This window comes from Actinomadura verrucosospora, assembly GCF_039540335.1.
GTDB lineage: Bacteria > Actinomycetota > Actinomycetes > Streptosporangiales > Streptosporangiaceae > Spirillospora > Spirillospora verrucosospora.
The window spans coordinates 108,391-128,882 of sequence record NZ_BAABEV010000013.1; the positions used below are offsets into that span (position 1 = coordinate 108,391).

Annotated in this window: 18 protein-coding genes and 1 pseudogene; 10 read left to right on the plus strand and 9 right to left on the minus strand. The window is 74.1% G+C overall.

Going from position 1 to position 20,492, the window contains the following annotated elements; all coding sequences use genetic code 11:
- Positions 1-3 precede the first annotated feature (3 nt).
- A complete protein-coding gene (locus tag ABD944_RS16975) occupies positions 4-924 on the minus strand; it encodes a LysR family transcriptional regulator (RefSeq protein ID WP_345177471.1) in 921 nt (306 codons plus the stop codon).
- 73 nt (positions 925-997) lie between these two features.
- On the opposite strand from ABD944_RS16975, the gene ABD944_RS16980 reads away from it, so the two are divergent.
- Entirely contained in the window at positions 998-1,174 is a 177-nt protein-coding gene (locus tag ABD944_RS16980) for a hypothetical protein (protein WP_345177473.1), read from the plus strand.
- Here the strand turns inward: ABD944_RS16980 and ABD944_RS16985 are convergent.
- The 4 genes from ABD944_RS16985 to edd form a co-directional block, all read right to left on the minus strand.
- The gene (locus ABD944_RS16985; protein WP_345177475.1) at positions 1,147-1,536 is read right to left on the minus strand and encodes a PPOX class F420-dependent oxidoreductase; all 390 of its coding nucleotides are present in this window, start codon (positions 1,534-1,536) and stop codon (positions 1,147-1,149) included. The two genes, ABD944_RS16980 and ABD944_RS16985, sit on opposite strands and share 28 nt — an antisense overlap.
- 52 nt (positions 1,537-1,588) lie before the next feature.
- Positions 1,589-2,215, minus strand: a complete 627-nt coding sequence (gene eda / locus ABD944_RS16990) for a bifunctional 4-hydroxy-2-oxoglutarate aldolase/2-dehydro-3-deoxy-phosphogluconate aldolase (RefSeq protein ID WP_345177476.1) — start codon at positions 2,213-2,215, stop codon at positions 1,589-1,591.
- Positions 2,212-3,150 carry a glucokinase gene (gene glk, locus ABD944_RS16995; RefSeq protein WP_345177478.1) on the minus strand — a complete coding sequence of 313 codons (939 nt, stop codon included), beginning with the start codon at positions 3,148-3,150 and terminating at the stop codon, positions 2,212-2,214. The genes eda and glk overlap by 4 nt, the downstream gene beginning before the upstream one ends.
- 77 nt (positions 3,151-3,227) lie before the next feature.
- Positions 3,228-5,042 carry a phosphogluconate dehydratase gene (gene edd / locus ABD944_RS17000; protein ID WP_345177481.1) on the minus strand — a complete coding sequence of 605 codons (1,815 nt, stop codon included), beginning with the start codon at positions 5,040-5,042 and terminating at the stop codon, positions 3,228-3,230.
- Between the two features lie 150 nt (positions 5,043-5,192).
- On the opposite strand from edd, the gene ABD944_RS17005 reads away from it, so the two are divergent.
- The 6 genes from ABD944_RS17005 (at position 5,193) to ABD944_RS17030 (ending at position 15,314) form a co-directional block, all read left to right on the plus strand.
- Positions 5,193-6,323: an ROK family transcriptional regulator gene (locus tag ABD944_RS17005; protein WP_345177483.1), complete on the plus strand. Its 1,131-nt coding sequence runs from the start codon at positions 5,193-5,195 to the stop codon at positions 6,321-6,323.
- A 500-nt stretch (positions 6,324-6,823) separates the two neighbouring features.
- Positions 6,824-9,685, plus strand: coding sequence for a class IV lanthionine synthetase LanL (lanL, locus tag ABD944_RS17010; protein ID WP_345177486.1), 2,862 nt, complete (start codon positions 6,824-6,826; stop codon positions 9,683-9,685).
- Entirely contained in the window at positions 9,682-11,562 is a 1,881-nt protein-coding gene (locus ABD944_RS17015; protein ID WP_345177489.1) for an alpha/beta hydrolase family protein, read from the plus strand. Before lanL ends, ABD944_RS17015 begins: the two co-directional genes overlap by 4 nt.
- Positions 11,563-11,567: 5 nt before the next feature.
- Entirely contained in the window at positions 11,568-11,723 is a 156-nt protein-coding gene (locus ABD944_RS17020) for a VenA family class IV lanthipeptide (protein WP_345177492.1), read from the plus strand.
- Between the two features lie 148 nt (positions 11,724-11,871).
- A complete protein-coding gene (locus ABD944_RS17025; RefSeq protein WP_345177495.1) occupies positions 11,872-13,608 on the plus strand; it encodes an ABC transporter ATP-binding protein in 1,737 nt (578 codons plus the stop codon).
- Positions 13,605-15,314 carry an ABC transporter ATP-binding protein gene (locus tag ABD944_RS17030; RefSeq protein ID WP_345177498.1) on the plus strand — a complete coding sequence of 570 codons (1,710 nt, stop codon included), beginning with the start codon at positions 13,605-13,607 and terminating at the stop codon, positions 15,312-15,314. The genes ABD944_RS17025 and ABD944_RS17030 overlap by 4 nt, the downstream gene beginning before the upstream one ends.
- Here the strand turns inward: ABD944_RS17030 and ABD944_RS17035 are convergent.
- Positions 15,291-15,611, minus strand: coding sequence for a hypothetical protein (locus ABD944_RS17035; protein ID WP_345177502.1), 321 nt, complete (start codon positions 15,609-15,611; stop codon positions 15,291-15,293). The genes ABD944_RS17030 and ABD944_RS17035 overlap by 24 nt on opposite strands.
- Positions 15,604-16,164 carry an RNA polymerase sigma factor gene (locus ABD944_RS17040; RefSeq protein WP_345177504.1) on the minus strand — a complete coding sequence of 187 codons (561 nt, stop codon included), beginning with the start codon at positions 16,162-16,164 and terminating at the stop codon, positions 15,604-15,606. Before ABD944_RS17040 ends, ABD944_RS17035 begins: the two co-directional genes overlap by 8 nt.
- A gap of 367 nt (positions 16,165-16,531) precedes the next feature.
- Here ABD944_RS17040 and ABD944_RS42430 point away from each other — a divergent pair.
- Positions 16,532-16,738, plus strand: a pseudogene (locus tag ABD944_RS42430) (DUF6879 family protein); the annotation flags it as partial.
- Positions 16,739-16,772: 34 nt separating this feature from the next.
- Here ABD944_RS42430 and ABD944_RS17045 read toward each other — a convergent pair.
- Positions 16,773-17,444 (minus strand): alpha/beta fold hydrolase, encoded by a 672-nt coding sequence (locus ABD944_RS17045; RefSeq protein ID WP_345177507.1) that lies wholly within the window; start codon positions 17,442-17,444, stop codon positions 16,773-16,775.
- Positions 17,445-17,595: 151 nt separating this feature from the next.
- Between ABD944_RS17045 and ABD944_RS17050 the strand changes: the two genes are divergently transcribed.
- Complete coding sequence (locus ABD944_RS17050) at positions 17,596-18,450, plus strand: NAD(P)-dependent oxidoreductase (RefSeq protein ID WP_345177509.1); 855 nt, start codon at positions 17,596-17,598, stop codon at positions 18,448-18,450.
- A 51-nt stretch (positions 18,451-18,501) separates the two neighbouring features.
- Here ABD944_RS17050 and ABD944_RS17055 read toward each other — a convergent pair whose 3' ends face one another.
- A complete protein-coding gene (locus ABD944_RS17055; protein ID WP_345177511.1) occupies positions 18,502-19,107 on the minus strand; it encodes a TetR/AcrR family transcriptional regulator in 606 nt (201 codons plus the stop codon).
- 93 nt (positions 19,108-19,200) lie between these two features.
- Here ABD944_RS17055 and ABD944_RS17060 point away from each other — a divergent pair, with 93 nt between their 5' ends.
- Positions 19,201-20,403 carry an MFS transporter gene (locus ABD944_RS17060; RefSeq protein ID WP_345177513.1) on the plus strand — a complete coding sequence of 401 codons (1,203 nt, stop codon included), beginning with the start codon at positions 19,201-19,203 and terminating at the stop codon, positions 20,401-20,403.
- The last annotated feature ends 89 nt before the right edge of the window (positions 20,404-20,492 follow it).

Here is a 20,492-nt window from a genome sequence, read left to right on the forward strand (position 1 = left end):
GGTTCAGGCGGCCGCCGGGACGCAGCGGTCGGGGACGGCGTCGCGGAGGGCCCGCAGGCCGCGCGCGACCAGCGGGTGGCCTCGGCCGCCGCGCCGCACGCAGGTCAGCACGCGCCGCTTCGGGACGCCGTCCCCGATGAGCGGCACCCGCACGACCGGCTGGTCGGCCTGCCCGCCGGCCAGCCGCGGCACGAGGGAGACCCCGAGGCCGTTGGCGACCAGGGCCCAGATCACCGACCAGGTCGTGACGTTGTGCGCGATCCGCGGCGTGAACCCGGCGGCGGCGCAGTAGGCCATGACCTGCTGGTGGTGGGCGCAGCCGTGGACGCTGATCCACGGCTCGCCCGCGGCGTCCTCCAGCCGGACGCGGTCGCGCAGCGCCAGCGGATGTCCCGCCGGGACGATGAGGTCGAGCGCCTCCTCCAGCAGCGGCTCGCGGTCGAAGCGCGGATCGCCCGCCGGCGGCGCGCCGGGGGTCGGCTCGATCACCGCGATGTCGGTCTCCCCCGCCGCGAGCAGCCCGACGGCCTCGTCGGTGTCGCACTCGCGGACCTCGACCACGAGGTCCGGGTCGTCCCGCAGCAGGGCGCCGGCGGCGGGGGCGACGAGCCCCGAGACGGCCGTGGTGAACCCGCACATGCGCAGCGGCCCCGCCGCCCCGGCGCGGTGCGACTCCAGGTCGGCCAGGGCCTCCTCCCACCGGGCGAGGAGGCCGTCGGCGTGCCCGATCAGCAGGTGCGCGGCCGGGGTCAGCCGCACCCGGCGGCCCTGCGGCTCCAGCAGCGGCACCTTCAGCTCCCGCGCCAGCTCGCGCAGGTGGTGGGAGACCGCCGAGGGCGTCAGGTGCATCGCCTCCGCCGCGGACGTGACGGTCCCGTACTGGTGGACGAGCCTCAGCATGTGCAGCCGGCGCAGGTCGATCATGCAAGCATCTTGCACGATTCCCTGCGGAAATCTGAAATGGACGGAAACGTTCGCCCCGTCGCAGACTGCTGCCATGAGCGAACCGACCACTCTCGTTTCCCGGCACCTCACCAGCGACGGCGTCGTCACCTGGACGCGCTGCGCCTGCGGGCGGCTGCGGATGGACCTCGTCCCCGCGGGCGGCGGGCGGGGCCTGGCCGCGGGCCCGTGCCCGCACCGCGGTCAGGACCCGTCGAGCGTGAGCTCGTAGTGCAGCGTCCGGTAGCCCTTCAGCTTGTGGGCCAGCGGCACCGCCACCCCCTGCAGGAGCGGATGCTTGCGGGCGAGCAGCCGGCGGATCGGCCGCGCCTCCTGCTCGCTGAGCAGGCGGACGCGGCCGCGCGCCTCCGGGCCGGTGACCCTGCCCCGGAAGGTGCTCGGCGCGAGCTCCACCTCCGGATTGCGCGCCAGCCGCCTGGCCTTGAACGCCTTGTCGTAGGTGCGGAAGTAGGCGCGGTCGCCGCGGACGACGACGTTCACGGGCGTCCCGACCGGCGTCCCGTCCTTGCGGTAGCTGGTCAGCAGGACCGTGCGCTGCTTCTTCAGCTTCTCAAGCGTCGATGTGGTGTCCATACCCGGGAGACGGGAGCGCCGTCCCGGGATGTGACATCACCGCGCACCGAGGTCATCCCGTGCGGAGCGCCGCCGCCTCGGAGGCGAGCTCGCGGACGCGGTCCCAGTCGCCCTCGCGGACGGCGTCCGCGGGGGTGAGCCAGGAGCCGCCGACGCAGCCGACGTTGCCGAGCGCGAGGTACTCGGCGGCGTTGCGCAGGCCGATCCCGCCCGTGGGGCAGAACCGGATCTGCGGAAGCGGCCCGCCGAGCGCCTTCAGGTAGGCGGCGCCGCCCGCCGCCTCGGCCGGGAAGAACTTCATCGCCGTGACCCCGCCCTCCAGCAGGGCGATCGCCTCGGAGGCGGTGGCGACGCCCGGCAGGAACGGCAGGCCCGTCGCGACCATCGCCGCCTGGAGGCGGGACGTGCAGCCGGGGCTGACGAGGAACCTCGCCCCGGCGGCCGCCGAGCGCTCGGCGTCCTCGGGGCGCACGACGGTCCCCGCGCCCACCACGGCGTCCGGGACCTCGGCGGCGATCCGCGTGATCGCCGCCAGCGCGGACGGCGTGCGCAGCGTCACCTCGATCACGGGGAGGCCGCCCTCCACCAGGGCGCGGGCCAGCGGGACGGCGGCGTCGGCGTCGTCCAGCACCACCACGGGGATGACGGGCGCGAGGTCGAACAGGTCTTCGGCGATCATGCGGGCTCCAGGTCGGGCAGGCTCTGCGCGAGCCGGGCGGCGGCGCCGACGAGGGCCGGGCCGGGATGGACGATGAGAGCGGTCGGGATGGCGCGCAGGTAGTCCTCGACGGGGGGCTTCCCCTCGAACCGGGCCCGGAACGCGCTGCCCCGCAGCACGTCCACGATCCGCGGCAGGATCCCGCCGCCGAGATAGACGCCGCCCCGCGCGCCGAGCGTGAGGGCGACGTTGCCCGCGTGCGACCCGAGCAGCGCGCAGAACATCTCCACGGCCTCGCGGCTCAGGGGGTCGTCGCGGTCCTCGCTGATCTGCCGCGGGGTCAGGTCCAGCGCGGGCCGGCCGTCGATCGCGGCGAGGTACCGGCGGATGCGGGCCAGCCCCGCCCCCGACAGCAGGTACTCGGCGGAGGCCGCGCCCTTCTCGGCGCGCAGCAGCCGCGCCACCAGGAGCTCGCGGTCGGTCGCGGCCGGGACGTCGACGTGGCCGCCCTCGCCGGGCAGGGGCACGGGGCCCGACGGCGTCCGGACGAGCCCGGCGACGCCGAGGCCCGTGCCGGGCCCGACCACCGCGAGGGGCGCGCCGGGGTCCGCGTCGCCCCGCCCGATGGGAACGAGGTCGTCGCCACCGAGGTGCGGCAGGGCCAGGGCGAGCGCCTCGAAGTCGTTGATGACGTCGAGATGCGCCAGGCCGAGATGGGCCCGCACCGCCTCCGGGTCGCCCTTGGGCCAGCCCGCGTTGGTCAGATGGAACGTGCCATTCACGACGGGGCCCGCCACGGCCAGGCACGCCGCCACCGGGCGCGCGCCGACCGCGTCGAGGTAGGCGGCCGCGGCCTCCGCGAGGCCCGGATAGTCGCGGGTCGGCAGCGCCCGGACCTCCGACAGGGCGCCGTCCGGGCCGTCGATCAGAGCGAACCGGGCATTGGTGCCGCCCACGTCCGCGACCAGCCACTCGGCTCCGCTCAGTGATACCTGTGGGGGTGCGACCCCCCACTCCCCCCGGTCCGCTCCGCTCATGACGAGAAGACCCCCGCCCCGCGTTCGGCCGGGCCCACGGCGGCGCGGAACGACTGGAACAGCTCCCGCCCCGTGCCGTAGGTCTGGTCGGGCGGCCCCTCGGCGGGCGCGCGGGCGGCGAGCTCCTCGTCCGGGACGAGCACCTTCAGCACCCCGGCGTCCGCGTCGAGCCGGACGACGTCTCCGTCGCGGACGCGGGCGAGCGGACCTCCGGCCGCGGCCTCCGGCGACACGTGGATCGCGGCGGGCACCGCGCCGGACGCGCCCGACATGCGGCCGTCGGTCACCAGCGCGACGCGGTGCCCCCGGTCCTGGAGCACCGACAGCGGCGGGGTGAGCCGGTGCAGCTCCGGCATGCCGTTCGCGCGCGGCCCCTGGTTGCGGACGACCGCCACGACGTCGCGGTCCAGCTCCCCGGCGGCGAACGCCTCCTGGAGCGCCTCCTGCGAGTCGAACACCCGCGCGGGGGCCTCGATGGTCCGGTGCTCGGGCCTGACCGCCGACACCTTGACGACCGCTCGCCCGAGGTTGCCGCGCACGGTGTGCAGGCCGCCGTGCGTGTCGAACGGCTCGGCGGCCGGGCGCAGGACCTCGGTGTCGCCGGAAACCCCGGGCGCCTCCCGCCACTCGACCTTGCCGCCGGCGAGCTCGGGGACGTTCCGGTAGGCCGCGAGGGTGTCGCCGCCGACCGTGCGCGCGTCCTCGTGCAGGAGCCCGGCGTCGATCAGCTCGCCGATGAGGAACGCGGTGCCACCCGCCGCGTGGAAGTGGTTCACGTCGGCGGTGCCGTTCGGGTACAGGCGGGTGAGCAGCGGCGTGACCTTGGACAGCTCGTCGAAGTCGTCCCAGGTCAGCTCGATGCCCGCCGCGGCGGCCATGGCCACCAGGTGCAGCGTGTGGTTGGTCGAGCCGCCCGTCGCGAGCAGCGCGACGACGCCGTTGACGAACGCGCGCTCGTCGAGCATCTCCCCGATCGGGGTGTAGCCCTCGCCCAGGTCCGTGATCTTGAGGATGCGCCGGCCCGCCGCCTCGGTGAGGCCGTCGCGCAGCTTCGTGCCCGGCGGGACGAAGCTGGCGCCCGGCAGGTGCAGGCCCATGACCTCCATGAGCAGCTGGTTGGAGTTGGCCGTCCCGTAGAAGGTGCAGGTGCCGGGCGAGTGGTAGGACGCGGCCTCGGCGGCGAGCAGCTGCTCGCGCCCGATCTCCCCCGCCGCGTACCGCTTGCGGACCTTGGCCTTCTCGGCGTTCGGCAGCCCCGAGGCCATCGGACCGGCGGGCACCAGGATCGCCGGCAGGTGCCCGAACGACAGGGCCCCGATCACCAGCCCCGGCACGATCTTGTCGCACACGCCGAGCAGCAGCGCGCCGTCGAACATGTCGTGCGACAGCGCCACGGCCGTCGCCATCGCCACCACGTCCCGGCTGAACAGCGACAGCTCCATGCCGGCCCGGCCCTGGGTGATGCCGTCGCACATGGCGGGGACGCCCCCGGCGAACTGGGCCGTGCCGCCCCCCGCGCGGATCGCGGACTTCAGGATGTCGGGGTAGTCCTGGAGCGGCTGGTGCGCGGACAGCATGTCGTTGTACGCCGACACGATCGCGATGTTCGGCGTGGCGTCGCCGCGCAGCCACAGCTTGTCCTGGACGCCGCAGGCGGCGAAGCCGTGCGCGAGGTTCGCGCACCCCATCCCGCTGCGCACCGGGCCCTGGGAACGGGCCTCGCCGATCCGCTTCAGGTACGCGCCGCGGGGTCCGGCGCTCCGCTCGACGACGCGCCGGGTCACTGCCGCCAGCACGGGATGCACAGCCATCAGATGCTCCAAGACCAGGGGGGATCGCTCGATCACCAAACTAGCGAGACATCGGTCACCTGTTCAACCGTACTTATGAACTTCAGATGACAAAAGTTCGGATGTTCGTCGAACTGGACGCACGAAAGCCCCGGGTGCTTGACTGGCCGGATGCCCCGCCCCGTCACCCGCCCGGCCACCGGCGGCGACATGCTGCGCCTGATCCGCGAGGACGGCGTGGCCACCCGCGCCGAGCTCGGCCGCATCACCGGGCTCTCCCGGCCCGCCGTGGCGTCCCGCGTCGCGGCCCTGATCCGGCGCGGCCTGGTGGTCGAGCGCGCCGACGGGCCCTCCACGGGCGGGCGCCCCCCGGCCCGGCTGGAGTTCAACGCGGCGGGAGGCTCCGTCCTGCTCGCCAACCTCGGCCAGTCCCGGGGCCAGCTCGCCGTCTGCGACCTCGCCGGCACGACCCTCGCCCGCGCCGACGGGCCCCCGGCGGAGGTGAGCCCGGGCAGGACGCTCCCGCGCCTGTTCGAGCAGTGGGAGGCCCTCCTCGCCGAGTCCGGCGCCGACGCGTCGAGCATCCGCGGGGTCGGGCTCGGCGTCCCCGACGCCGTCGAGCACGTGGCCGGGAGCTGGGACGCGATGGAGATCGGCGCCCCCATCTCCGAGCGCTTCGGCGTCCCCGCCTACCTCGACAACGAGGTCAACGCCGCCGCCCTCGGCGAGCACCAGGCCCACCCCGGCGTCGGCGACCTCCTGTTCGTGAAGGTCTCGACCGGGATCGGCGCGGGCATCATCGCGGGCGGCCGCATCCAGCGCGGCGCCCTCGGCGCGGCCGGGGAGATCGGCCACATCCCCGTGCCCGTCCCCGGCGAGGCCCCCTGCCGCTGCGGCAACGTGAACTGCGTCGAGGCCGTCGCCGGCGGCACCGCCCTGCTGGCCCGCTCCCCCGCCGAGGACCTGCCCGCCCTGGCGGCGCTGGCCCGCTCCGGCGACCCGGCGACCGTCGCCCTGCTCCGCGACGCCGGCCGCCGCATCGGCGAGGTCGTCGCCACCGCCGTGAACCTCCTCAACCCCGCGGTCGTCGTCCTGGGCGGCGACCTCGCGGGCGCGGACGAGCCCCTGATCGCGGGCGTGCGCGAGATCGTCTACCAGCGCGCCACGGCGCTGGCGACCCGGGACCTGCGCATCGAACCGAGCCGCCTGGGCGAGAGCGCGGGCCTGACCGGCTGCGCCGCCATGGTCCTGGATCGCATCCTGTCCCCCGACGCCGTCGACGCGGCCGCCGCCGGCGCCTGAGAAGCACCAGGCCTGAAGCACGGGCCTGAAGCACGGGCCTGAGAAGCGCGGGCCGTGCGGGAAGGGCGCCCGCGCTTTCGTGCGCGACGCGGCGTTAGCACACCCGGGCGACGGGTCGCCACCGGGCGACGTGGCAGCCATCGGACATGACACGCCAAACCACGCCCTTGACCCAATGGGCAAAGCGATCATGTTTTCTAGTGACGACAAACTCGACATTTCCCCAGATTGTGGAATGACGAGCGGCGATCATTGTCACTCTCCGCACAGGGACGACGCGTACATCCCCCGCCAGGTAAGACTTTTCTACCGGCCGCGAATAGGTCCGACTAAAGAGATTGACTGGCGTTTCCGGGGGATTCGTGGTTACCGTGTCCTTGCTCAATGAAAGCAACATCCGATCGTTCTTTGACTTTTGACCCCAAAAGACAAAAACGATCAATAACTCCGCCCGGGCGGTCCAGGCGGTCCGGGGCGGAAAAGGGAGAGTGCGAGCGGGGATGGCGGACTTCCATTTCAGTGTCCTGTCCGGGGCGGCCGCCGCGGAGAGCGACGACACCCGCCTGCTCGACGTCCTCGACCGGGCGCTCGGCGCGGCGGCCGGCCCGCTCCGCTGGAAGTCGCTGCGCAGCGGGATGTGGGCCCACGTCCGCCCCGAGAACGGCGAGTGTCCCCAGCAGGGCTGGAAGCTGCACGTCTCCGCGACGCCGGCTTCGGCCCAGGACGTGCTGGCCCGCTCGCTGCCCGTGCTGCTGGCGGGCCGTTCCATGTTCAAGTTCGCCGCCACCCGCGACCATGTCGCGGCCATGAACGCGCGCAACACCTCGCGCGGCCATTCCGGGAAGTTCATCACCGTCTACCCGGTCGACGACGACGAGGCCGTCCGCCTCGCGGCGGAACTGCACGTGGCGACCGCGGGCCTGCCCGGGCCGCGCATTCTGTCCGACCGCCCCTACGGGCCGGGCAGCCTCGTGCATTACCGCTATGGAGCGTTCGTCGAGGTGCGCCGCATCACCAACGACGGATTCTACGCGTGGATGATTCTCGACCCGGACGGCAATCCCGTGGAAGACCGCCGCGGTGCGACGTACACGCCGCCGCCCTGGGCCGCCTGCCCATTCCCCCAGGACGTCCCGCCGACGGAAAAGCAGAACGACACAGACGCGGGCGATAGCACCGAAAGCACCCGGAAGAGCACCACCGAGAATGGCGCCGTCCGAAACGGAAAAGGCGTTCGGATCGGGTCGCGGTTCACCGTCCACGAGGCGATCCGCCACACCAACAAGGGCGGCGTGTACCGGGCGACGGACACCGAGACCGGCGAGGCGATCGTCATCAAGGAGGGCCGCCCGCACGTGGACGTCGACGCCAAGGGGCGCGACACCCGCGACCGGCTGCGGACGGAGGCCCGCGTGCTGGAGGCTGTCGACGCCCTGGGCATCGCCCCGCGCCCGGTGGCGCTCTTCGCCCAGGCGGGCCACCTCTTCCTGGCGGAGGAGATGATCCCGGGCACCTCCCTGCGGCAGTGGATCGCCGACGTGATCGGCGACGCCGGGTGGGGCCCGCACGTGCCCCCCGTCCTGGAGATGTGCGGGCGCCTGGCCGATCTGATGGCGAAGGCGCACGAGGCCGGGCTCATCGTGCGCGACTTCAACCCGAGCAACATCATGGTGCGCCCGGACGGCGCCCCGGTGATGATCGACCTGGAGCTGGCCCTCACCGCCGACGACGGCGAGCGGGAGGGGATGCGGGTGGGCACCCCCGGCTACAGCGCGCCGGAGCAGATGTCCGGCGCCGCACCGGACCCGGCGGCGGACTACTTCGCCCTCGGCGCGACGCTCTGCCACGTCCTCACCGGCGGGCCGCCCTACTTCCTGGACGAGAGCCCCGCGGCCAGGCCGCTGAGCGAGCGCCTGGCGGAATGGCTGGCCGCCCGCACCCTGGACCTCGACCTGCCCGGCTCGCTGGCCCCGCTCCTGCTCGGCCTGATGGCCGACGAGCCCGGCCGTCGCTGGACCCCGCACCGGGCACGGGAGGCCCTGGCCCGGATGCGCCCGGATCACGCGGCGGGGAGCCCCGGGACGCAGCGCGGCCCGGTGGAGCCGGACGGCGGCGCATCGCGGGCCGCCCGCCCCCCGTCGCTGCGGCAGCAGTGCCGGCTGTCCGTCGCCGGGATCGTCGACCAGCTGATCACCACCATGGACCCGGAGTCGGCCGAGACGCTCTGGCCCGCCTCGTGCGTCCACGGCGCGCCCGACCCGTGCTGCCTCCAGCACGGGGCCGCGGGAACCCTGGGCGCCCTGACCCGGTGCTACGAGGTCGAGGCCGAACCGCGCCTGGCCGAGGCCATCGCCGGCGCCGGCCACTGGATCCTGCGGCGGCTGGACGAGGACGGCGGCCGTCCCCCCGGGCTGTACTTCGGCACGGCGGGCGCCACGTGGGCGGTGCTGGACGCCGGCCTCGCCCTGGCCGACGCCGACCTCGTCGAGGGCGCTCTCGCCGTCGCCGACCGGCTTCCGGAGGCGGTCCCCAGCCCGGACGTGACGCACGGGACGGCGGGCCTCGGGTTCACGGCCCTGCACCTGTGGTCCCGCACCGGGCGGGCGCGGTTCGCCGAGCGCGCCCGCGCCGCCGCCGACGCCCTCGCCGAGACCGTCCAGGAGCAGGAGGGCGGGCTCGACTGGAGCACGCCCGCCGAGATCGAGTCCAAGCTCGCCGGCCGGCGCTACTACGGGTTCGCGCACGGCGTCTCGGGCGTCGGATCCTTCCTGCTCGCCTGCGCCGGGTCGGTCGGCGGCGACGCCCACCGGGCGCTCGCCTCCCGGGTCGGGGAGACGCTGCTCGACACCATGATCGACACTGGGCGGTCGGCGATGTGGGCGGCCAGCTCCGGCGACATCGCCACCGCGCCGTACTGGTGCCACGGCTCGGCCGGCATCGGCGGCTTCCTCGGCCGCCTCGGCCGGGCGACCGGTGACGGGCGCTTCCTGCGGGCCGCCGAGATGTCCGCCCGCGCGGTCATGGACAACCGCTGGCGCGCGATCCTCGGGCAGTGCCACGGCCTGGCCGGCAACGGCGACTTCCTGCTCGACATGGCCGCGCTCACCGGCGCCGAGCGGTACCGGGACGACGCGTGGCGGCTGGCCCAGGTCATCCTGGCCAACCGGGCGCACCGCGGCGGACGGGTGGTGTTCCCCGACGAGCAGGGCGGCGTCTCGACCTCCTGGGGAGACGGCCTGGGCGGCATCCTCGGCTTCCTGGTGCGCCTCCAGCACGGGACGTCGCGGCTGTGGACGGCCGACGACGCCGCCGCGCACCCCGCCGATGGCGCCGAACCGTCGATCGCGGGGCGGGTGTCATGACCGAGACCCTTCCGGATCTTCCGCCCGTGCCGAGCCGCTTCGGCTTCGCCTTCTCCGCCGACGGCCGCTGGGCCACCTGCCTGCGGTCCGCGCAGGACAGCGTCGTCCTGGAGCGCTGGGACCTGACCTGGCCGCGGCCGTCCCTTCGGACGCTCGACGACGCCGCCCTCCCGGGCCGGACCGAGGAACGGATCATCGATCGCGGCACCGGGGCGCTGCCGCTGAACGACGGCCGCGTCCTGGTCGTGCGGCCCGCGGTCGGCGAGCACGGGGAGCCCGCGGGCCACGGAACCCTCGCCGCCGCCGAGCCGACCCCCGCCGGACTCCGGATCACCCGGTCGTGGCCGGTGCCGCGGATGCTCGCCGGGTTCCTGCTGGCCGCCCCGGGGCAGGCGCAGGTCGCGGTGCTCGTGGTCGTCGAGAACGAGCGGCACTCGCGGATCTGGCGGGTCTCGCCCGCGTCCCCCGTCCTGGAGCCGGTGCTGCGGATCCCCGGCGTGCTGTCGGGGGGCGTCTGGGCCGACGAGGGCCGCGTCCTCGCCCTCGACCGCGACGGCGCCGGCCAACGCACCGAGGGCATCCTGGTCGACCTGCGCGAACGCGGCTGGCGGCCCTTCTGGTCGGTCTCCGACACCACCGCCGACCGGATCGCGGCCTACAGCCCGCGCTCGGGCGTCCTCGCGGTGACCACCACCCTGCCGGGCGCGCAGCAGCGGGGCGCGCCGCAGATCGGGCTGCGGCTGCCCGGCGGCGGGCCCGTCCGCTTCCCCGAGGCCCTCAACCGGTCGGCCGCCCACCGGACGCCCCTGGCCTTCGACGCCTCCGGCGAGCGGCTGCTCGTCCGGGAGATCGCCGGCGCGACCGCCCGCCTGGCCGTGTACGCCACCGGCAGCGACCGGATCACCCCGGTCCCCGGCCCGCCCGGCATGCTCTGGCCGCCCGCCCACTGGGCCGGGGACGGCCGGATCCACGTCCGCTTCTCGGCCCCGCACCAGCCGCCGACCCTCGCGACGGTGCGGAGTCCCGCGCGCTCCGGCTGGGACATGGCCGCGCACCCCTCCGACGGCGCGGCGGCCTGGCGGCACGCCGAGCTCGTCGAGCTGCCCGGCCCGGTGGGGCCCGTCGAGGCGATCGTCTACGGCGGCCCCGGCTGGCGCGACCGCCCCCGGCTGGTGCTGGCCCTGCACGGCGGGCCGCTGTCGGCGTGGCGGTACGAGTTCGAGCCGCTCTTCCAGTACCTGGCCGCCGCTGGCGCCTCCGTCGTGGCCCCCAACTACCGGGGCAGCACCGGATACGGCGACGACCACCTGCGTCCCGTCCTCGGCGACTGGGGCGGCCCCGACCTGGACGACGTCGTCCACCTCGGGCACGCGATCGCGCACGGCCGCGGCACCGCGCTGCCGCGCCCCGTCGTGCTCGGCGCCAGCTACGGCGGGTTCCTCGCGCTGCTCGCGGCCTGCCGCGCCCCGGACCTGTGGACCGGGTGCGTCGCGCTCGCGCCGTTCACCTCGGCCTCCGGCCTCCACCGCACCACCACCGGGATGGTCAGAGACCGCGTGTCGCGGCTCGGCCTCGCCGCTGCCGGCGACGACGAGGACGCCCGGCGCGACGTCCTGCGGGCGTGCGAGACGCTGACGGCGCCGCTGCTGGTGGCGCACGGCGTCCGGGACGAGGCCGTCCCGGTCGAGCAGTCCAGGGCGCTGCGCCGGCGCCTCCTCGAACTCGGCAGGACCGAAGGAGTCGACTTCGACTACCTGGAGACCGCCGACGACCACAACGGGGTCGTCCAGGCATGGTCCCCGGTCCTCCGCCAAGCGGTGGTCCGCTTCTGCCTCACGGCGGGGCGGACCTTGGCCCTCGACAACGAAAGGAGGTGAATCGCATGAACACGTTCGACGGTGACCTCGTGGCCGCTCTGCAGGAGCTGCCCGAGACCGACCCCGTGGAGATCGACGGCATCCAGCTCGGCGGTACCTGCGCCTGCGTCGGTCTGCTCACGCTGCTGAACACCGTGTGCATCGGCATCTCCTGCGCCTGATGCCGCGCATCCCATGCGGTACCCGGGACCCCTGAGAAGAACCCCGGCCCGCAGAACCCCGGTCACGGACCGGCCACGAGCCGGTCCGTGACCGGACCCACTCGCGAGTGTAGAAGACTTCCCCCGAGCGTGAACGGAGTCGTGGCGCGTGGCCCTCACCGGCACCCCGGGCGACTCCGCGGCGCTGCGCGCCGGCGGCCGGCGGCTGCTGCGCGGCGCCATGGCCCGCTTCCGGCCGGCCATGGGCGTGCTCGTCCTGCTCACGATCGTCCGCGTCGCCGCGACGCTGGCGACGCCGGTCATGCTGGCCCGCGCGGTCGACGCGGCCCGCGCCCAGCAGGACGCCGGCGCCGCCGCCGCGTGGCTCGCGCTCGTCCTGGCCGCGGCGGCCGCCGCCACCACGGCCGAGGACGTCCTCGGCTCCTACTGCGGCAGCGACATCACCGCCTGGCTCCGGCACCGGCTCCTCGGGCACGTGCTGGCCCTCGGCCCGGAGGGGCGGCGGCGCTTCCCCGCGGGGGACGTGCTGTCGCGGCTCACCGAGTCCGCGGCGGGCCCGGCGGCGTTCCCCGTCCTGCTGCTGTCGGCCGCCGCCACGCTGGCCACCACCGTGGGCGCGCTGGCCGGCCTGGCGCTGATCGACTGGTGGCTCGCCGCCGCGTTCGCGGCCGGGATGCCGCCGCTGCTGGTCGCGCTGCGCGTGTTCGTCGTCCGGGCCACCGATCCGTTCGCCCGCTACCAGGCGTGCCAGGCGGCGATCGCGACGCGGCTGCTCGACGCCCGGCAGGGCATCCGGACGATCCGGGCGAGCGGGACCGCTGCCGCCGAGGTGCGCCGCATCCTCGCGCCGCTTCCCGGCCTCGGCCGGGCGGGCCGGGAGACCTGGGCCGTGCAGGGCAGGGTCAGCCGGCGGCTCGCGCTGCTGGCCCCCCTCACCCAGGTCCTGGTCGTCGGCGTCGCGGGCGTCCGCCTGGCCGCCGGCGAGATCACCACCGGCCAGCTCGTGGGCGCGCTGTCCTACGCCGCCATGGCCGCCGCGTCGGCGTCGGTGTTCGACACCGTCGTCGCGCTCCTCAACTGCCAGGTCGGCGCCGGGCGGATCGGCGAGATCCTCACGGCCGTCCCGGCGGTGCGGCCCCCCGCGCGGCCGTCGCGGCTGCCGGACGGGCCCGGCGAGCTGCGGCTGCGCGGCGTCACCGTCCGGCTCGGCGGCCGCGCCGTCCTCGACGGGCTCGACCTCGACGTGCCGCCCGGGACGACCGTCGCGGTCGTCGGCACGTCCGGCACGGGCAAGAGCGTGCTGATGTCGACCGTCGGGCGGCTCCTCGACCCCGACGAGGGGGTCGTCGAACTCGACGGCGTCCCCGTCACCGAGGTCCCGCTCGCGGAGCTGCGCCGCGCCGTCGCCTACGCCTTCGAACGCCCCGCGCTGCTCGGCGCGACCGTCCGCGAGACGATCGCCTACGCCCGCCCCGCCGCGACGCGCGCCGAGGTGCACCGCGCCGCCCGCGACGCCGTCGCCGACGCCTTCATCCGGGCCTTGCCGGACGGCTACGACACCCCGCTCGACCGCGCCCCGCTGTCCGGCGGCGAGCTGCAGCGGCTCGGCCTGGCCCGCGCCGCGCTCGCCGACGCCCGGATCGTCCTCCTCGACGACGCCACCAGCAGCCTCGACACCGCCACGGAGCTGAAGGTGACCCAGGCCCTCCGGCAGATCCTGGCCGGACGGACCAGCCTGGTGGTGGCGCGGCGCCCGGCCACGGCCGCCCGCGCCGACCTCGTCGCCTGGCTGGACGCCGGACGCGTGCGGGCGCTCGCCCCCCACGCGGACCTGTGGGCGGACCCGGCCTACCGCGCCGTGTTCTCCACCCGGGCGGCCTCATGACGGCGCCGCCGGCCGCGCGCCTGCTGCACCGCCACCTGCGCGGCCAGTGGCCCGCGATGCGCCGCCTCTCCGCCTGGTCGGCCGTGGAGTCCCTGCCGATGTTCGCGTCCGGCCTGCTCCTGGCCCGCGCCGTCGACCACGGGTTCCTCGCGGGCCGCACCCTGACGGGCCTCGGCTGGCTCGCCGTCCTCGCCGCCCTGTACGCCGTCGGCGCGGTCGCGACCGGGCGGGTCTACCCATGGCTGGCCGCGACCGTCGAACCGCTGCGCGACTCCCTGGTCACCGAGGTCGTCGCGGCGGCCCTCCGCCGGATGGCCGACCGGACCCCGGACGCGGCCGGCGCGGGCGTCTCCCAGGTCACCGAGCAGGCCGAGGCCGTCCGGGCCCTGGTGGGGACCGCGCTGCGCAACGTCCGCCAGCTGGTCTCCGCCGGCGCCGCCGCCCTCGTGGGCCTGGCGCTGCTGTCGCCCCTCCTGGCCCTCGTCATCTGCCTGTCGGTGGCGCTCGCCCTGGGGGTGTACGCGGCGTTCGTGGGCTTGCAGATCCGCCGCTACCGAGCGGTCATCCGCCAGGCCGAGCGCATCGGGGAGGCCGCCGCCACCGTCGTGCACGGCGTCCGCGACGTCGCCGCCTGCGGCGCCGAGGACCGCGCCGCCGCCGCGGTGGGCGAGGTCGTGGACACGCAGGCGGAGGCCCTGCGCGCCTACGCCCGCACCCGCTGGGTCCGCCTCCCCGTCCTGGCCCTGGGGGTGCACCTCCCCCTGCTCGCCCTGCTCGTGCTGTCGCCTTACCTCACCGCCCACCACGGGCTCACCGCCGGGCAGATCGCGGGCGGCGCGGGCTACCTGGTGACCGGACTCCAGCCGGGCATCACCGTCCTGGTCGACGCGGGCGGCACCCTCCTGCTCAGCCTCGCGGTGGTCCTGGGCCGCCTCGCCGAGGTCTGCGCCGTCCCCGAGGCCCCGCCGCCCGGCACGGCGACGGCCGAGTCGTCCGGCATCGAGGCCGACCACGTCACCTTCGCCTACTCCCCGCACGCCGCCCCCGTCATCGAGGACCTCTCGCTCCCCCTCCCCGAGGGCACGCACCTGGCCGTCGTCGGCCCCAGCGGCACCGGCAAGTCCACTCTCGCGAACCTGCTCACCGGCCTCCTGGAACCCCAGAAGGGCAAGATCACCCTGGGCAAGGTCCCCCTCCCCCACCTGGACCCGGCGGACCTGCGCTCCTCGATCACGCTGATCCCGCAGGAGAGCTACGTCTTCGCGGGCAGCCTCCGCGACAACCTGACCTACCTGAACCCGGAGGCCGGCACCCGCGACCTGGACGAGGCCGCGGCCGCCGTCGGGCTCCCGGACCTCGTCGAACGCCTGGGCGGCTACGAGACCGACATCCCGCCCGGCGGCGGTGACCTCTCCCAGGGCGAACGCCAGCTCATCACCCTGGCCCGCGCCTACCTGTCCCCGGCCAGAGTGATCGTCCTGGACGAGGCCACCAGCCACCTGGACCCCGCGGCCGAGGCCCGTGCCGAACAGGCCCTGGCGACCCGCGGCGGCACGCTGATCGTCATAGCCCACCGCATGACCTCGGCCGAACGGGCCCAGCAGGTCCTCCTCCTGGACGGCCCCGTCCCCCTCCTGGGCACCCACGAGACCCTCCAGGCCCGCAGCCAAACCTACGCAGCCCTAGTGGGCCACTGGCACACCTGAGTCACCGGGCCGGCTTTCGCTGTGCTGATGCGACGCAGGTCGGGCGACGGTCAGTTCGCACACGCCGTCCTTGCAGGAGCGCTGCAACCGGCCCATGGAGACGGTCTGCACCAGCCCGATCGCCCAGCAGGCCGGACACCCGCGCAGCGCGAGGAGGCCGATCGGCGCGAGCAGGAGGCTGCCGGGTCCGAGCACCGGCAGCAGCGCGAACGCCCCGATCAACGCCCCGAAGCCCGTCGCACCGCGGAGAAGGTGCCGGGGAAGCGACGTGCTCGCGAAACTCTGCTTGTCAGTCATCGCCGTCTCCTGAAACCGAGTGGGGTGCGCCCCGCAGCGTCTGATGGACCGACGCGCGGGCGCGATGCAGCCGCGACTTCATCGCGGGCAGGCTCAGACCGAGAGCATCGGCGACCATGCGCCCGCTGTATCCCTGGATGTCGCGCATGATGAGGACGCGTCGCTGGTCCGCCGGCAGATCGGCGATCGCCGCCGCGATCCGGCCGGCCTCCAGGCGTCGCAGGACCTCGTCCTCGGCCGAGACCACGCTGACGTCCGGAACCTCGTCGTAGTGCGGCGGCCTCAGTCGCGCCCGCCGCAGGCACTCGTTGCGGACGATGCGGAACATCCACGACGCCAGCGCGCCGGACGCCCGCAGCGTACCGATCTTGCGGTACAGGATGATCAACGCTTCCTGCGCGGCGTCCTCGGCGTCCTCGGGTGACGCGCACAGGGTCCGGGCGAACCGGCGCACGTGCGGGTGGGAGCCGGACACCAGCGCGGCGATCGACTCCAGATCACCGCCCTGCGCGGCGGCGACCATCCGCTCCCCGGGCCAGGTCCGCTCAGCCACGCGAGCGCCCCCGCCTGCGCAGCACGGTGACACTGCACGCGCACACGAGCACGGCCACACCGATCACGGCAGCACCAACGATCATGACAACCTCCCGGTCGAGTTCCCTGTCGGCGCTCCGGCCGACACCCCTAAGAGAGGCAGGAACCCACCCAAAGGATTCACCCCACCCCCGGTCTGAAGACCCGCATCCAGTCTCCGCACGTCAGAAAACGAGCCGCCAGCCTGCCGCCAGGCAGCGAGCCGCCGTCCACCCCACCCCAGCGGAGTCAGGCAAACCCGCCCTCACCTGGCCGCCACAAGCACGCCATGTCCCCGCCACCGGCGCCTACCGTGACCGCCTGCCTCCGGGTGTGAGCGTCGGCAGGCGTTCAGTGCTGGCGACCGGCGACGCGCCCTCGACCTGCTGGAAGAAGAACGCATGGCCGTCCGGACCGAGGCCGACGACAACCGTCGGCAAGGCTTGAAGATCAGACGGGTTCGCGTCGTCGAGCGCCCCTTGAACCGCAGGGGCGAGCCATTGCTCCGCTTCTTCGAACGGGAAGTAGCCCCGCTACCCGCACCGGCTGTCTGAACTATCGGTCGCCCGCCCACTCATCGCGTCATGATCATTCGCCCAGCAGCAGGATCTCCAGGAACTCCTGCGGCGCGTCCCTCCAGACGTCGTGGCCGCTGTCCAGCGTGTGAACCCGCCAGGCCGGGTCGTCTGCCAGCCGGTCGCGGACGGCGGTGAACGGCGTGCCGTCCCACCCGGACAGGTACACGTAGTCCCGGGTCTTGACGTCGCGCAGGCCGGCCGCGTCCAGCCGGATTCGCTGGAGGAAGGAGGCCAGCGGATGCGCTGTCACGCGCGGGTCGCGGCCCGGGGGCGGCTGGACCGCGTACCCGTCCCCCGCCGCGCCTTCCAGGAACAGGCTGCGGTAGGCATCGGTGGTCAGGTCCCAGCAGGACTGGCCGTCCTCGGGTACGTAGGCGTCGCAGTAGACCAGGCGGCGCACCACGCCGGCGGGGGCGCGGTCGGCGGCACCGGTGATGACCATGCCGCCGTAGCTGTGCCCGACGAGAACGGCGTCGCCGACCTCCTCGGCGGCGAGCAGGGCGAGCACGTCGTCGACATGGGTGTCCAGGTTGACGGTCGCGGAGTTCAGGTGGGCGCGCTCTCCGACGCCGGTGGGTGTCACGGTCAGCGCCCGGTGTCCGGCGGCGCGGAGTCGTTCGGCCAGGTCGGAGAAGTACCATCCCCCGCGCCAACCGCCGGGAACGAGGACGAAAGCTGTCATGCGGGGCTCAACGATGCCTTGATCGCAGTGATTCCTTCCCCGGTCATGGGTGGTCCTCTGCTTGACCTCGTGTTTGGTTGAGGTTTTAGCGTGGCGGCTCCTGGTGTTTTCGGAAGGGGGCGTTGTGGGTTCTGGTGATGGGGCCGTTGGCGTGGCGGTGCTCGGGCTCGGGGAGATGGGGGGCGCGCTGGCGGGAGCGATTCTGGACGGCGGGCATCCGACCACCGTGTGGAATCGCACTGCGGGGCGGGGTGACGCGCTGGTCGCCAAGGGGGCGCGGCAGGCCGACGGCGTCCGCGATGCCGTCGCCGCCGGGCAGGTCGTGGTGGTGAACGTGAAGGGGAACTCCGTCGCTCGTGAGCTGCTGGAGGCGGCGGGGGACGTCCTGCGCGGGCGGGCCGTCGTCAACCTGACGGACGGGACGTCGAGCGAGGTCAGGGAGGTGGCCGCGGTGGTCGCCGAGCGCGGCGGGGAGTACCTGCACGGGCAGATCATGACCATCGCGCCGGGCGTCGGGCATCCGGACGCGACGGTCTTCTACGGCGGGTCCGCGGACGTCCACGAGCGTCACCGGAAGGTGCTGGGGCTTCTCAGCGGGCAGGCACCGCTGGTGTCCGAGGATCCCGGCGTCGCGGTGCTCTACGGCATGGCCGTCCACGGGACGATGTGGGGGCTCCTCAACGGGTTCCTGCACGCGGCCGCGGCGCTCTCGGGCGCGGGGGTCGAGGTCGGGCGGTTCCTGGAGGAGGCCAAGGGTCCCCTCGCGTCGCTGTCGGCCTTCCTGCCGTCGATCGCCGAGGAGGTCGACCGGGGCCGTTTCGCGACGCCGTACGGGGCGCTGCGCCACCATCTGCCCTCGATCGAGGATCTCGCGCGGGAGAGCCGGGAGCGGGGCATCGACGACGAGTTCCCCGAGTACTCCCGGGCACTCGTGGCGGCGGCGGTCGAGCGGGGGCACGGCGACGACAGCTACTCCAGGCTCGTCGAGCACTTCCGCAAGGCGTAGAAGTACCAAGGTGGTCTGAAAGGCGATGCCTCGGCTCGACACCTTCCCGCGTCAGGCGGATTGCGCGGATGCGGCGCCAAGAGCTCGGATCGCGAGATCGATCGCGGTGGTCAGGCGCTCCAGATCGTGACCAGCGCGCTCTCGTACCCGTAGGCCGAGCACCGTCGTGAACAGCGACTCCACGGCTCCGTCGATGTCGAGGTCGGCGGACAGCTCGCCTCGCTCCCGCCCCTCGGCCAGCACCGCCTGCAGGGCCTGCCGGGTGACCGTGAACGCGGCCTCGATCCGCTCAAGGACCTGGTCATCAGTGGTGCCGAGTTCGGTGGCGGTGTTGACCACGAAGCATCCGCGGCCGGTCGTGCCGCCGGCCGGGCAGGTCACCAGCCACAGCATCCATTCCCGCAGCACCTCGCGAACCGGGCGGTCACTCGCATCCAGACGCCGGCGGGCCTGCGTCGACTCGGTGGCCCGGTAGTGGTCGAGCGCGCGCAGAAAGAGCGTGTGCTTGTCCGTGAACGTCCGGTACAGGCTGCTGGGCGTGAGCTTCAGCTCGTCGCCCAGGTCGCGCACCGAAGTGGCGTGGTAACCGCGTCGCCAGAACAGCTCGGTCGCCGAGGTGACCGCTTTCTTCTCGTCGAACTGCCGGGGTCGTGCCATGGGTTCACCGTACCCAACTTGTGGAGCGATCGCTCCCATACTAGGGTCCCCAATTCGGGAGCGATCGCTCCCGAATTGCTGGAGGAGGATCCGTTGACGACCGCTGAGCAGACCCCCACCCAGAGACAGGAGCCAGGGACCCCGGACAAGAGTCGCTGGCCGGCGGTCTGCGTGGTGGCTCTGGGCACCTTCCTGCTGGTGACCGCCGAGCAGCTGCCGATCGGGCTGCTGACCTCCGTGGAGTCCGCGCTGTCGGTCTCCGAGGGGACGGCGGGACTGATGGTGACGGTGCCCAGCATCGTCGCCGGGTTCGCGGCACCGCTGGTCCCGATGGTCGTCAGGTCGCTGGACCGCCGCATCCTGCTGGTCGGGCTGATGACCCTGATGACCGTCGCGAACCTGGGCTCCGCCCTGGCGCCGACCTTCGCGGTGCTGGTGGGCTCCCGGGTGCTGGTCGGCATAGCGATCGGCGGCTTCTGGGCGGTCGCCGCCGGCCTGGCGGTCCGGCTCGCCGCCCCCGCGGACGTGCCTCGCGCCACAGCGGTCATTTTCGGTGGCGTCGGGGCCGCGAACGTTTTCGGCGTCCCCCTCGGCACCCTGGTCGGCGACCTCACCGGCTGGCGCATCGCCTTCTCTTCGCTCAGCGCCCTGGCGCTCGTGACCCTGATCGCCCTGCCGGCGGTACTGCCGAGGCTGGTCGCCTCCCAGGCCGTCCGGCCCGAGCTGCTGATGGAGCAGCTCCGCAACCCAGGCGTACGCGTCGGCATCATCGCGACGATGCTCCTTGTGTTCGGCGACTTCGCCGCTTACACGTTCGTGAGCCCGGCGCTGCAGAAGCTGTCGGGGATCGACGAGCGCTATGTCGGTCCGCTGCTGTTCGGGTTCGGTGCGGCCGGCATGATCGGCAACTTCGTCGCCGGTTCGGCGCTCTCCCGCCGCGTGCACCGCAGCGTGCTGACGATCGCAGTAGCCATGACGGCCGCGATGCCGCTTTTCCTGCTGCTGGGTCGGACCGCGGTCGGCGGCGCCCTCCTGCTGATCGTCTGGGGTCTGGCCTTCGGCGGTGTGTCCGTGGGCCTCCAGACTTGGATGATCAAGACCGCTCCGCAGGCCGTGGAAGCCGCCTCCTCTCTGTGGGTGGCGGTGTTCAACCTGTCCATCGGTTTTGGCGCGCTGGCAGGCGGCGTCATCGTCGACACGCTCACGCTTCAGGGCGTGCTCTGGCTCGGTGGCGCCTGCGCCTTGCTCGCCGCCCTGGCGATCTGGACCGCCCGTGGCAACCGAGCCCTGCGATAACCGAGATCCACTCGGGTCGCCTGGGCACCGGAGAAGGACCTCCAGTGCCCAGGCAGCCGTACTTCCAGAACAACAAGCCGAACAGGCGC